Here is a 14307-nt window from a genome sequence, read left to right on the forward strand (position 1 = left end):
CGGCGAGGTACAGCTCGCCGGCCACGCCCATGGGCACCGGCCGCAGCCGGTCGTCGAGCACCAGGGTGGCCGCGCCGTGGATGGGCCGGCCGATGGTGACCGGCCGATCCGGGCGCAGTACGTCGGACGTCGTCGCCCAGATGGTGAACTCGGTGGGCCCGTACAGGTTCACGAGCATGCGCCCGGTGGCCCAGCGCGCGACGAGTTCGGGTCCGATGGCCTCACCGGCCACCGCGAGCACCCGCACGCTGGGCACGGTCGCCGGGTCCATGGTCGCCAGCGCCGACGGCGTGATGACCAGGTGGGTCACCCGGTGGGCGGCGATGAGTTCGGCCAGCGCGTCACCGCCGAACATGTCGGGCGGCGCGACCACCGCGGTGCCGCCCGCGCCGAAGGCCATCAGCGCCTCGAAGGCCGAGGCGTCGAAACTCGGTGAGGCGACCTGCAATACGCGTGAGTTCGCGTTCAGCCCGAGCATGTGGTGCTGGGCCCGGACGAGATCGGCGAGGCCGCGGTGCGAGACCGCGACGCCCTTGGGCGTGCCGGTCGAGCCCGAGGTGTAGATGAGCCAGGCCGGATGGTTCGGATCGACCGCGCCGAAAGGCTCGCTCCAGGGCGATATCTCGTCCCAGGGCTGCCGTGCCGGTGCACCGGGACCGTCCAGGTGCAGCCACAGGATGCTGTCCGGCAGCAGCGGCCGGTGCGCGTCCACGGTCAGGCCGAGCACCGCGCCGGAGTCGGTGAGCATGTGGTCGATGCGCTCGAGCGGGTGGCGCGGGTCGATGGGCAGGAAGGCCGCGCCGGTCTTGGCGGTGGCCAGCAGCGCGATGAGCAGTTCGGCGCTGCGCGAGAGAGCAAGCGCCACCACGGTTTCCACGCCCGCGCCGGCGTTGGCGAGGCGGTCGGCCAGGCGGTCGGCGGCGGCCTCGAGCTCGCCGTAGGTCAGGGTCCGGCCGTCGGCGATGATGGCCGGTCGTTCGGGATGGAACGCCGAGGCGGTGGTGAGCACCTCGGCCAGGGTGCTGCGCTCGCCGGTGCCGCGCGGTCCGCGCAGCGGGACCAGGGCGGTCCGTTCGGCGGCGCGCAGCAGGTCGATGTCGGAGATGCGGATGTCCGGGTCGGCCAGGACGGCGGTGAGCAGCCGCTGCCAGCGTTCGACCAGCTGTGCCGCGGTGGCGGCGTCGAAGAGATCGGTGGCGTAGGTCAGGGTGCCGCGCAGCCCGTCGGGTTCGGCGCCCGGTGCGGGATCGCGCAGGTCGAAGGTGAGATCGAATTGCGAGGCGTCCCGGTCGAACGGCTCGACGCTCACCCGCAGGCCCGGGAACTCCAGTTCGGGCAGCGCGAAGTTCTGCAGCGACAGCGACACCTGGAACAGCGGGTGGTGCGCGGTCGAACGCGGCGGATCGAGCACCTGCACCAGGCGTTCGAAGGGCACCTCCGCGTTGGCGAAGGCGTCGAGGTCCGAAGTTCGCACGGTGGCGAGGAATTCGCGGAACCCGCGGCCCGGATCGACCGGGGTGCGCAGTGCCAGGGTGTTGACGAACATGCCGACCAACTCGTCCAGGGCGGCATCGCCGCGTCCGGCCACGGCCGTGCCGATCACCACGTCGGGGGTGCCGGCGAGGCGGGCGAGCAGGACCGCCACCGTGGCGTGCACGACCATGAACAGGCTGGTCTCGGTGGTGGCGGCCAGGGCCGCGAGCGCGCGGTGCGTGTCCGCGTCGATGGTGAAGGGCAGGTCGGCGCTGCGCATGGACTGCACCGCGGGACGGGGCCGGTCGGCGGGCAGCTCCAGCACGTCCGCGACGCCGCTCAGCCGCTGCGACCAGTACGTGATCTGCCGCGCGGCAGCCGATTCCGGATCCTGCTCGTCGCCGAGCAGTTCGCGCTGCCACAGCGCGTAGTCCGCGTACTGCACGCGCAGCGGCGGCCGGGCGGCCGCGGGCTCGGCCCCGGACGTGCGGGCCAGGTACGCGCCGATGAGATCGGTGGCCAGCGGGGCCATGGACGTGCCGTCGGCGCTGACGTGGTGCACCACCAGCACGATCACGTGGGTGTCGGGCACGTCGGTGAGCCGGTACAGCCCGACCCGCAGCGGCGCCTCCCGGGTCAGGTCGAAACCCGATCCGGTGAGTTCGGCGATCCGTTGTTCCAGTGCCGCACCGTCTTCGGTGTCCAGCGCGGTCACGTGCGGCGCGGCGGCCTCCACGCTCACCACCACCTGGCGCGGGCCCTGGGCGTCGGCGGGGTAGATGGTGCGCAGGGTTTCGTGCCGGGTCACCACGTCGACGACGGCCTGCCGCAGCGCGCCGGCGTCCAGCGCGCCGGTGAGCCGCAGCGCCGCGGTGATGTTGTACGCGCCGGAGGCGGGATCCATCCGGTTCATGACCCACATGCGCTGCTGCGCGGGGGACAGCGGAATCCGGTCGGGGCGGATGCGCGGGGCGAGCGCCGCCCGTCCGGGCGCGTCCCCGGCGGGCACGACGCGGGCGGACAGCTGCGCCACGGTCGGGGCGTCGAACAGGTCCCGCAGCGCGACGGTCGCGCCCAGGGCGGCGTTCACGCGCGCGATGACCTTGGTGGCGCTGAGCGAATTGCCGCCGAGTTCGAAGAAGGACCGGTCGATGGAGACCTTCTCCACCTCGAGCACCTCGGCGAACACCTCCGCGACGGCGGTCTCCACCGGGGTGCGCGGGGCCAGGTAGCGCTCCTGCAGGCTGGTGAAATCCGGTGTGGGCAGGGCGGTCCGGTCGAGTTTGCCGACCGGGGTGAGCGGCACGTCGTCGAGTTCGATGATGTAGCTGGGCACCATGTAGCCCGGCAGCGAGGACGCCACCCGGGTGCGCAGCAGTTCGGTGTCCAGCGCGCCGGGCGCGCCCGTGCCGACCACGTAGGAGACCAGCACGGTCTGCCCGCCCGGGCCCGGGGTGCCCACGGTGGCGGCGTACTCGATCTCCTCGTCGGCGTTGAGCACCGCGTCGATCTCGCCGAGTTCGATGCGCAGGCCGCGGATCTTCACCTGGAAGTCGCTGCGCCCCTGGTATTCCAGTTCCAGCCGGGATCCCTCGGGACCCTTGGTCTCGATCCAGCGCACCATGTCGCCGGTGCGGTACATGCGCGAGCCCGGCGGGCCGTACGGATTGGTGACGAAACGTGTTGCGGTGAGGGCGAATCGGTTGAAGTACCCGCGCGCCAGCGCCGGCCCGGTGAGGTACAGCTCGCCGGTGACACCGACCGGCACCGGCCGCAGCCAGGTGTCCAGCACCATGGCCGCCGCACCGCGAATGGGGGAGCCGATGGTGATCTGCTCACCGGGCAGCAGTTCACCCGGGCCGGTGGCCCAGACGCTGAATTCCGTTGGACCGTACAGGTTCACCATGCGCCGTCCGGGGGCCCAGGCGGCCACCAGCTCGGGTCCGGCGGCCTCGCCCGCCACGGCCAGGTTCACCAGATCGGTGAGCCCGGCGGGGTTCATGGTGGCCAGCACCGAGGGGGTGATGACCGCGTGGGTGACGCGTTCGGTGCGCAGCAGCTCCTCGAGTTCGCTGCCGCCGTACACGTCCGGCGGCGAGATCACCAGCTGCCCGCCCATGGCGTGCGCCATGAGCATCTCGTGCACCGAGGCGTCGAAGCTGGGCGAGGCCACCTGCAGCGGCCGGGAGGTCTCGTTGAGATCGAGTCCGGTCTCCTGGGAGGCGGCGAGATTGGCCAGGCCGCGGTGGCTCAGCAGCACGGCCTTGGGCTTGCCGGTCGAGCCGGAGGTGTAGATCAGGTAGGCGACCTGTCCGAGGGTGATGGGCCCGCCGCGTTCGGCGTCGGTGATCGGCGCGTCCGACACGGTCATGACGCGGCGGATGGTGGCCAGGTCGTCCAGCAGCAGCCAGTCGATGGTGCCGGGCAGGGTGTCGCCGACCGCGGTCACGGTGACGCCGATGGGCGCGCGCGAGTCGCTCAGGATGTGTTCGATGCGCTCGACCGGGTAGTTGGGGTCCAGCGGCAGGAAGGCCGCGCCGGTCTTGGCCAGCGCCCACACCGCCACGATGGATTCCACCGACCGGGTCAGTGCCAGCACCACGAACACCTCGCGGCCGACCCCGCGCCGCAGCAGCACCCGCGCGAAGCGATTGGACCAGGCGTCCAGGTCGCGGTAGGTCATGGTCAGGGCGCCGGAGCTGACCGCGATGCCGTCCGGGTTCACCCGCGCGCCCGCACCCAGGATCTCGGGCAGCGTGCGCATGGGCACGGGTTCGCCGCCGCGCACCGGCAGCAGCGCCCGGCGTTCGGCCGGGTCGCAGTGCTGCAGTTGTGCGACGCGGCGGCCCGGCTGCCGGGCGATCTGCTGGAGCAGGTGCGTGAACCGCTCGAGGAGTCGCCGCGCCGCCGCCTCGGGCAGCTGGTCGGCCATGAATTTGATGGTGAGCTGCAGACTTTCGGCGCCGTCGGCCGCGCGCTGCGGAATCACCATGAGGTTCAGCGGATACGGGGTGGCATCGGTGCCGGCCACGTCCAGGATCCGCATGCCCGCGATATCGAGTGCCTGCGACAGGGTTTCGCGGTCGATCGGGTACGACTCGAAGACGGTGAGGGTGTCGAAGAGCTCGGGCAGCCCGACCGCCTGGTGGATGGCGGCCAGTCCGACGTGCTGGTGATCGAGCAGCCGGGCCTGTTCGGCCTGCACCCGCGCGAGCAGATCGCCGACCTGTTCGCCCGGATCCAGGCGTACGCGCACCGGAAGCGTGTTGATGAAGAGCCCGACCATCTCCTCGACTCCGGCCAGCTGCGGCGGCCGCCCGGAGACGGTGCCGCCGAAGACGACGTCGGTGCGGCCGGTGAGCATGGCCAGCAGCAGCGCCCACGCGGCCTGCACGGCGGTGTTGACCGTCGCGCCCACCCCGCGCACGGTGCCTTCGAGCCGGGCCAGTGACTCGGGGCCGAAATCCAGTGACACCATGCCGGATTCGGTGTGCGAAATGCCCGCCAGGGTCGGCACCGACCGGGTCGGCGAATCCACCCCGGCCAGGGCCTCGCGCCAGGCGTCCATGGAGGCGGTGTCGTCCTGTTCGCCCAGCCAGGCCAGGAATTCGCGATACGAGTGCGCGTGCGCGCCCTGGAAATCCTGGCCGGTGCTGGCCGCGAGGTAGCCCGCGAGCAGCTCGCGCACCAGCAGCGGCGTGGACCAGCCGTCCAGCACCAGGTGGTGATTGGTCATGAGCAGCGTGCACGTCTCGGGACCGGTGCGGATCAGGCTGAAGCGCAGCAGCGGCGGCCGGGCCAGATCGAACCGGGTGCCGGCGTCCACGGCGATGAGCCGTTCCAGTTCGCGGGTGCGCTCGGCGTCATCCGCGAGCACGGTGAGATCGATTTCCTGCCAAGGGAGTTCGGTAACGCCGGTGAGCAGCTGGCGCGGTCCGTCCGGGGTTTCGACGAACGCGACCCGCAGTACGTCGTGCCGGTCGAGCAGGGCGCGCGCGGCGGCGTGCAGGCGCGCGGAATCCACCCGGCCCGCGAGCGAGAGCTGGGTCTGCACGGTGTAGCCGTCGGCGGTGTCGGTGTCGTAGCGGGCGTGGAAGAGCAGTCCGTACTGCAGCGGCGAGAGCGGCCAGACGTCGGCCAGGTCGGCGTACCGCGTCTCCCAGTCCTCGATGTGCCGCTGCGACACCGGCACCAGCGGGAAGTCCGACGGGGTGTGCCCGCCGGCGTCCGCGCCGCGGGCGTGCTCGGCCAGTGCGGTCAGCGCTCGCGCCCACAGCTCCGCGAATTCCCGGACCTGCGCCTCGGTCAGCACCTGCGCGGCGTACGCCCAGGTGATCTCGAGTCCGGCGTCGGTGCGGAAGGCGTTGATGTCCAGGACCGCTTCGAGTGGTGCGTCGTCGTGCTGGGTGGCGGCGAAACGGCGGGGCAGCCAAGGGGTTTCGTCCCCGGTGCCCTCGGCGCCGCCGGTCCGGCCCAGGTAGTTGAAGCTGAGCTGGGGCACGGGGGCGTTCGCGAAGTCGGCGGCCACCTCGGGCACGAGGTAGCGCAGCATGCCGTAGCCCACGCCCTTGTCCGGAATGGCGCGCAGTTGTTCCTTGACGGTCTTGAGCGCGGTGCCCGCCGCGGGCCCGCCGCGCCACGCCTCGTCGAGGTCGACCTCGCTCAGATCCAGCGCCACCGGGTACACGCTGGTGAACCAGCCGACGGTGCGGGAGATGTCGGCGCCGGGCAGGATCGCCTCTTCGCGACCGTGTCCCTCGAGGGTGAGCAGGGTGTGCGGGGTGTCGCGCCAGCTGCTCGCCGCCATCGCCAGCGCGGTCAGCAGTGCGTCGTCCACGCCGCAGTGGAAGCGTTCGGGCACCGATTCCATTGCCGCAGCGGCGATGTCGAGGTCGATGGTGGTGCGGACCTGCCCCATGGTGGCGGCGGTGTCGAGCGTGCGATCGAGCGCGCGCTCGCCGAACGGCGGATCCGGGGTCTCCATGATCCACTGCCACAGCGGCATTTCCGGCAGCCGCCGCGCGGCCTGCTCGCGGTGGCCGTGCGCCCAGCGCCGGAACGACGTGCCGACCGGGGCGAGTTCGCCGCCCAACCACGCGGTCGCCAGATCCGGCAGCAGGATGCGCCAGCTCACCCCGTCGGTGACCAGGTGGTGCAGCACCAGCCACAGCAGCGGCGGATTCTGTTCGCGTTCGATGAGGACGAAGCGCGCCATCACGCCCGCGGCGGGGTCGAGCAGGTCTGCCGCCCACTGCAATTCGGCTTCGCCGTCGCCGCCGTTGAGCGCGGGCACCACCTCGATGAGATCCTCGGCGCGCACCGAACCCGGTGCGCCGACCACCCAGACCGGATGCTGGGAATCGCGCGGCAGATCGGTGCTGCGCGTCAGGGTGCTGCGCAGCAGGTCGTGCCGGTCCAGCAGCGCCTGTACGGCGGTGGCCAGCCGGGACCTGTCCACGTCGGCGGGCAGGCCGACGAGCACGGCCTGGGCGAAGCGCGGCCAGGTCTCGCCCTGGTCGAGCATGGCGTGCACGATCGGGGTGAGCGGCACCTCGCCGGTCCCGCCGCCGGGCAGTTCGTGCACCACCTGCGCGCTGACCTCGGTCGCGACCGCGGCCAGGGCCGCGACGGTCTTGTGCTCGAACACGTCGCGCGCTCGCAGCGAGAGCCCGGCGGTCTTGGCCCGCGCCACCAGCTGGATGGCGACGATGCTGTCGCCGCCCAGAGCGAAGAAGTTGTCGTCCGCGCCCACGTCCTCGATGCCGAGCACCTCGGACACGATGGCGGCCAGGGTGACCTCGCGCGCGGTGCCCGGGGTCCGGCCGGTGCGCGCGCCGGAGCCGAATTCGGGCGCGGGCAATGCGCGCCGGTCCACCTTCCCGGCGGGGGTGAGGGGCAGGGTGTCCAGCACCATCACCGCCGCGGGCACCATGTGCGCCGGAAGCTGCTGGGCCACGGTGGCTTTCACGGCCTCGGGATCGATCTCGGCGTCCGCGAGCCCGAGCACGTAGGTCGCGAGCGCGGTCGCGCCGCCGGGGGTGGTGGCGCCCACGGTGATGGCGGTGTCCACGCCCGGATGCCGTTCGACCGCCGCGTCCACCTCGCCGAGCTCGATGCGGAAGCCGCGCACCTTCACCTGGGTGTCGGAGCGGCCGCCGAATTCGAGCTCGTAGCCGTCCCCACGCATCCGCCAGCGCACCAGATCGCCGGTGCGGTACATCCGCTCGCCGGCCGCGAAGGGATCGGCGACGAAGCGCTCGGCGGTGAAGCCGATCCGCTGGTGATAGCCCCGGGCCAGGCCCGGGCCGCTCAGATACAGCTCCCCGGTGACCCCCGGCGGTACAGGCCGCAGCCAGGCGTCCAGCACCACCGCGCGCATGCCGCGGGTGGGCGCGCCGATGGTGATGGGCTCGCCCGGGGTCAGCGGCGCGCTCAGGGTGGCGGTGACGGTGGCCTCGGTCGGGCCGTAGCCGTTGATCACCCTGCGCCCGGCCCACCGCGCGGTCAGCTCCGGCGGGCAGGCGTCGCCGCCGACCACCACGGTCCGCACCCGCGGCAGGGTGGCCGGATCGAGCGAACCCGCCACGGCCGGAGTCACGTTCAGGTGGGTGACCTCGAGGGTGCGCAGCACGCGCGCCAGGTCTTCGCCCGCGTAGGCGGCCGGGGGCACCACCGCGACGGTCGCGCCGACCGCGAACGCCACCAGCAGTTCCTCCACCGAGATGTCGAAGCTGGGGGAGACCGCGTGCGCCATGACCGCGTCCGAGGCGACGCCGAACGCCGACCCTGAACCCGACACGAGGTTCGCCAGGCCGCGGTGGGTCACGCCCACACCCTTGGGCAGGCCGGTCGACCCGGAGGTGTAGATGAGGTAGGCCAGTTGATCCGGGCGCACCGGGCGCACCCGGTCGGCATCGGTCACGGGCGTGGAATCGGCTGCGGCGAGCTCCTTTTCGGTCTCCGGGTCGTCCAGGACCAGCCAGCGCACCCGATCGGGCAGTGCCGCGCGCGCGTCCGTGACGGTCACCCCGGCGACCACGCCGCTGTCGGTGATCATGTGCTCGATGCGATCGAGCGGGTATTTCGGGTCGACGGGCACGAAGGCCGCGCCGGTGAGGGCCACCGCGCACATGGCGAGCACCGACTCCGCCGAACGCGGGATCGAGATCGCCACCGCCCGTTCGGGTCCCGCGCCCGCGGCGATCAGCACGCGGGCCAGCCGGGTGCTGTGGTCCAGGAGTTCGCGGTAGGTGTACGCGCTGCCGTCCACGCGCAGGGCGATGGCGGCCGGGTCGATGGTCGCGCCGGTGGTGAGGATCTCCGGCAGCGTGCGCGGGCGCGCGGGCGCGCGGCCGGCGGCGGGGACCAGCCGGTCGCGTTCGCCGGCGGACAGCGCGGTCACCGTCGCGAGCGGCGCGCTCTGCCCGCCTTCGAGGAAACGGTGCAGGAAGGCCAGGAAGCGCGCGTGCAGGGTGGCCAGTTCGCCCTCGCCGTAGCGGTTGGGGTTGGCCTGGAAGTCGATGTGGGTGCGCTCCCCGCCGATGCCGGGATAGACGTTGACGAACAGATCGTCGATCAGGCCCGAGGTGAGCACGTGCAGCTGACCGGTCACCCCGCCGAGGCGGATGCGGGTGTCGGCGAGCATGAGGTTGACGGTCGGGCCGAAGCTGGCCACCTCGTCCATGGCCCAGCCCAGGTCGCGCAGGATGTCCTCCTGGCGGTAGCGCTGGCGGCGAAGGGCCGCGGTCAGTTCACCCTGGGTGGCGCGCACCAGTTCGCCGACCGTGGCCAGCGGGGTGGGGTGCAGGCGCAGCGGCACCACGTTGGCGACCATGCCGCCCGAGCGGCGCAGGGTGGCGGTGGTGCGGCCCGAGACCGGCAGGCTGAGCACGATCTCGCCGGTGCCGGTCATGGCGCCCACGAACGCGGCGAAGGCCGCGACCACGACGGGTGCGGCGCTGGTGGAGAGTTCGGCGGTCACGGCGTCGAGCAGCGCCGCCGTCTCCGCCGGCAGCGCGCCGCTCAGCAATCTCGGATGGGCGTCCACCGCCCCCGCGCGCCGGCCCAGGTGCGCCGGTTCGGCCATCCCGGCCAGATGATCGCGCCAGTATTCGCGGTCGGCCTGCAGCCGGTCCGAAGCCCGGTACGCCACGTCGGCTTCCACGATCTTCTGCAGCGGCTCGGCCCGGCCGGGCGGCACGTCGAGCCCGGCCGCGGCGGTGTTGTAGATCTCCGAGGTGCGCTGCAGCATGGTGAGCGCGCCGACCCCGTCGAGCAGGATGTGGTGCAGGCGGGAGTACCAGTACCAGCGGTCGTCGGCCAGGCGCAGCATGGCCACGGTGCAGAGCCGGTCGCGGGTCATGTCCAGCGGCGCGGTGTACTCCGCGCGCATCCACGCCTGCGCGGCGGCCTCCGGATCGGGGGCCGCGCTCAGGTCGATGGTGAGAATGCTGTCGTCGAGGGTGGTGTCCACGACCTGCCAGGGCAGTTCGTCGATCTCGAGCAGGCGCAGGTAGCCGGTGCCGAACTCACGGCCCGCGCGGCGGGCCGCGTCCGCCAGCAACTCGATGTCGACCGCCCCGTCGAACTCGACGTACTGGGCGATCGAGATGGGGGTGTCACCGGCCAGGTGCTGGGCGAACCAGATGCCGCGCTGGGCCGCTGACAGTGCGAATGCCGCGTGGTCGGAGCTGCGGGCAGAGCTGGAATCCATGAAACATCCTGCGTGTCAAAGAAAATGGAACCGAGAGCGCGGAGTACCCGGACGGGTCAGGAGGCCCGGCGGGCGCGGTGCAGTTCCGCGTCGGTCAGCGGGGCGTCCGAGCCGGTGAGGTACTGCAGCAGCGTGGAGCGCTCGTCCAGCACCAGGACGCGGCGGGGATCGGCGAAGCGATCCAGGCCCTCCTTGGTGGTGATGCCGAAATCCACACGGGCCGAGGTCTTCTCGGTGGTGTAGGGCACCGCGGTCGCACCGGTCTTGGCGATGGCCAGGCGGGCGACGATCGATTCCAGCTGCGGGGTGGCGGCAATGGCGACCCGGGTGCCGGGGCGGGCCCCGAGGACCAGCAGCATGCGGGCCATCCGGTTGGACCACCGATCGAGTTCGGCGTAGGTCAGGGCGCAGTCGGCCGCGCTGTAGGCGATCGCCGCCGAATCGGGGCGAGAGATGGTCGCGGTGGCAGCGTGGTGCTCGCTCGCTCGCTGGGGAACGAGGGTGATTGCGGGCGATTCGACCGACTTGCACATCGTTATCATCCTCTCGGAAATGCGACTTTGTGGTGCTGTTGGGGATGTATCCAACTGTCGTCGCATCCGGTTCGATCCGACAGCAACCTCAGTACTGCCGATCACCGCTCCGAGGGTGATGCTTCCCCACCCCCAGGGTGGGTGGAAGCCGCGCTACTCGCGTCTGCCCAGCTCGTCCCTGCTCTCCTCGATCATGGCGATGGAGTCGCGCGGGCTCAGCGCCATGGCCCGCAACTGGTCGAACATGACCCCGTACCGGCGGACCTCGGGGTGGCCCTCGATCAGTTCGTCGCTGGCGATGCCCTCGACGTAGACCAGCTCCGGATCGGCGGGGTCCGGGAAGTCCAGCAGGGTGAAGGAGCCGAGCATGCCGGGGTGCGCGCCGGCGTCGAAGGGCAGGATCTGCAGGATCACGTTGCGCTTGTTGGTGTGGTCGAGCAGGAGATCGAACTGCTCGCGCATGACCTCCGGCCCGCCGACCAGACGCCGGACCACGGCCTCGTCCAGCACCACCCAGAGTTCGAGCGGGTCGTGTTTGGTCAGCACGTTCGCGCGCTCCTGGCGGGCCTGGATGCGCTGGTTCATGACCTGGTCGGAGATCTTGGGCATGGTGGTCTGATAGACGGCGTTGGCGTACGACGAGGTCTGCAGCAGGCCGGGCACGTAGCTGGCCTGGAAGAACCGCGCCGAGAGTGCCTCGGCCTCGAAGTTGATGTACGCGCCGTAGACCTCGGAGACCGCGTCCTCGAAGGACCGCGCCATACCGGGTTTGAGCGCATCGACCAGCAACTGCAAGGCATCTGAACGTTGTGGCTCGCCGATGCGGTACAGATCCAGCATCGCGGTCAGGGTGCGGCGCTGTGGCCTGGCCTGTGCCGTTTCGATGCGGTAGAGCGTGGTGACGTTGATACCGGTTTTGCTGCTCACCACCTCTTTGCTGAGGCCGGCTGTCTCCCGCATCTCGTGCAGCATGGCCGCGAGGCGGCGCAGACGGACGGTGAGCACGGTGCGCTTGCCTGCCATGACAAACCCTTTCGCTTCGCGCACTACTTAGAACGCACTGTTGCGTTCTTGCATTTGTAAGAGCATGATTCGGCTAGCCTATTCGTGAACAGCCGATCCGATGACCGGTATAGCTGAAATCCGGAGACCAATCATGTTGGTGCGATTAGTGATCCAAGCGGGCACGTACGGGGAGTTCCGATGACCATGTCCATAGCCGGCGTTCTGCCGACCGCTCCGCAATTGCTCTGTGCATTCCAGGGCAGGCGATTTCAAGATCGAGTTCTGTTGCGTTCGGCGCATGCCCTCGCCGAGCTGCACGAACGCCGCGGACAAGTACGAGATCCGATGTTGGTCACCGAGATCGATTGTCGCCGCGGCGAACTCGTTGACGATATCAACGATTGGGTGGAACAGGAACTGCCGCAGCACCGTAACGGCGCCGCGCTGCACACCGAAAGCCTGGGTGCGGTCGTGGATCGAATGGCCCGGAGCTGGGTCGAAGCGAATCAGGTCATCGATCATGAGGGCGCGGGCAGCGACAATACCCATAAACACTGGTACCACCTGGCCGAGCTGGTGGACGGTTACACTGATCTCGTAATCGACGTGGCCGGTGGCCGGCGTCGTTTGCCGGAACAGTGATTCCGAGCGCACCGCGTCCAATGCACTGACCTGCAACCGTATTGGCGCACACGCAGCAGTGCGATCGGGTCGCTGAGCCAGTGGTGACGTCAACCGGGTCGCGCTATCGGGCCAGTAGCTCACCTGGCTCGCGGACGTCGCCCGCCTCCAGACGGCGGGCGCAACGGGGCGCCCCGCCCGGCGTGCCGCGTGGTCGACTGGCGCGGCACGCCCGTCCGGGATTTCTCTCAGCCTGACACATCCGGCGGAATCGTGGGCGGTAAAAGGCATTTCACATTTGGGTCGATCGAGCTCGGCAGGGGATGACGAGTTCGGTAAGGGGAGCGATGCCGTGCTGTACACCGGACGAACCGCTGGTGATCAGTTGTACGCGCGGGCGGCGGAGGGGTCCTTTCGCATGGATGAGGCGCTGGCCCGGCGCTGTGCCGCCAACTTCCTGCGCTTCGCCGACTCGCTCGATCCGCAGGTCGAGCGGGCTCGGCGATTACAGGGCGCCGGCGGCTTCGGCGGGTTCGACTCCGCGCGGCAATTGCGGCGCGGATTCGACGCCAAGGCCGGTGACTTCGCCGAAACCATCACCGGTCTCCAGGATTCCGCGTTGCGCATGGCGGCGGCGTATCTCCTGGCGGCCGGTCTGATCCGCGACGCGGACGATGCCCACTCCCGCGCGCTGCTGGTGGCGGCCGCGGACCTGGATTTCCCGGGCTGATCCCTCCCCGGGGAAATGGTTGGGCCTAATACCGACCATTCGGTATTAGGCCCAACTTCCATTTCCCCGGAATTGTGTTTCAGTTCGGCTGAACGCGACTATTCGCGGGACTCGAAACGAGTCTTTCACTCGCGCGCGGATAGTCACTGTATCCGCGTGCGTCGCGGCCGTAAAGAAACTCGTCGCGCAGTGCCGCCAGCGGTAGTTCGTGCGCGATGCGATGGACCAGGTCCGGGTTGGGGATGAAAGCGCGCCCGAAGGAGACGGCGTCGGCGACCCCGCTCTCGAGCACCCGTTCCGCGTCCGAGGCGGTGGTGGGCGTGCGGTTCTCGCCGACGTTGGCGATGAGCGTGCCCCGCCACAGCCCGCGCAGGTCCGCCAGGGCGGCGTAGTCGTCGGCATCGGTCAGATGCAGATAGGCCAGGCCGCGAGTATCCAGCTGGGCCACCAGGTTTCGGTACAGCGGGCCGGGATCGCGCTCGATCATGTCGAACTGCGGGTTGCCGGGGGAGAGACGGATCGCGGTGCGGTGCGCGCCGATGGCCGCGGTCACCGCGTCCACGACGCGCAACGGCAGCCGTACGCGGTTCTCGATGGACCCGCCGTACTCGTCGGTGCGCAGGTTGGTGTTGTCGGCCAGGAACTGGTGCAGCAGATAGCTGTTCGCGCCGTGCAGCTCCACCCCGTCGAACCCGGCGGCGATGGCGTTGCGGGCCGCGTCGGCGAAATACGTTACCGTGGCGTCGATCTCGGCCGTGGTCATCGCTTCCGGCACGATGGGGTCCGCCTTGCCTCCGGCGATGAGGTGCACCCGCTCCGGGTCCACGACCGCGGACGCCCCCGCCGGGACGCTCCCGTCGATCCGCGCCAGCGGATGCCCCTTGCGCCCGCCGTGCATGAGCTGGGCGAAGATTCGCCCGCCCGCCGCGTGCACGGCCTCGGTCACCGCCCGCCACGCGCGCACGTGGTCGACGGTCTGCAAACCCGGCACCCACGCCTCGCTCTGCCCGCTGCTGTGCGGCCAGATGCCCTCGCTGACAATGAGTCCGGCGGTGGCGCGCTGCGCGTAGTAGTCGGCGACGTCGGCGGTGGGCGAGCCGTCCGGGTGCGAGCGCAGCCGGGTCATGGGCGACATGATCACCCGGTTGGGCAGGGTCAGGTGTGGTCCGAGGTAGTCGGTCAGCAGCATCATGCCGGTACCGTAGAACCTGACATCAATGTCAGCTGCAAGG

6 protein-coding genes are annotated in these 14307 nt (G+C 70.6%); 2 read left to right on the plus strand and 4 right to left on the minus strand.

From position 1 onward, the window contains the following. The 3 genes from ABZ319_RS30475 to ABZ319_RS30485 all read right to left on the minus strand — a co-directional run. Window positions 1–10186 (minus strand): amino acid adenylation domain-containing protein (locus tag ABZ319_RS30475; RefSeq protein WP_354989964.1); only part of this gene is annotated, 10186 nt, incomplete at its 3' end. A gap of 56 nt (window positions 10187–10242) precedes the next feature. Further along, a complete protein-coding gene (locus tag ABZ319_RS30480) occupies window positions 10243–10719 on the minus strand; it encodes an AMP-binding protein (RefSeq protein WP_354989965.1) in 477 nt (158 codons plus the stop codon). Window positions 10720–10872: 153 nt separating this feature from the next. Further along, window positions 10873–11742 (minus strand): helix-turn-helix transcriptional regulator, encoded by an 870-nt coding sequence (locus ABZ319_RS30485; protein WP_354989966.1) that lies wholly within the window; start codon window positions 11740–11742, stop codon window positions 10873–10875. A gap of 264 nt (window positions 11743–12006) precedes the next feature. On the opposite strand from ABZ319_RS30485, the gene ABZ319_RS30490 reads away from it, so the two are divergent. Further along, the gene (locus ABZ319_RS30490; RefSeq protein WP_354989989.1) at window positions 12007–12366 is read left to right on the plus strand and encodes a DUF4254 domain-containing protein; all 360 of its coding nucleotides are present in this window, start codon (window positions 12007–12009) and stop codon (window positions 12364–12366) included. Window positions 12367–12763: 397 nt separating this feature from the next. Further along, the gene (locus tag ABZ319_RS30495; RefSeq protein WP_354989967.1) at window positions 12764–13075 is read left to right on the plus strand and encodes a hypothetical protein; all 312 of its coding nucleotides are present in this window, start codon (window positions 12764–12766) and stop codon (window positions 13073–13075) included. A 79-nt stretch (window positions 13076–13154) separates the two neighbouring features. On the opposite strand, the gene ABZ319_RS30500 is transcribed toward ABZ319_RS30495, so the two are convergent. Then, window positions 13155–14267 carry an alkene reductase gene (locus ABZ319_RS30500; RefSeq protein WP_354989968.1) on the minus strand — a complete coding sequence of 371 codons (1113 nt, stop codon included), beginning with the start codon at window positions 14265–14267 and terminating at the stop codon, window positions 13155–13157. Between the last annotated feature and the right edge of the window lie 40 nt (window positions 14268–14307).

Origin of the sequence: Nocardia sp. NPDC005978, from assembly GCF_040614455.1 — a bacterium.
Classification (GTDB): Bacteria; Actinomycetota; Actinomycetes; order Mycobacteriales; family Mycobacteriaceae; genus Nocardia.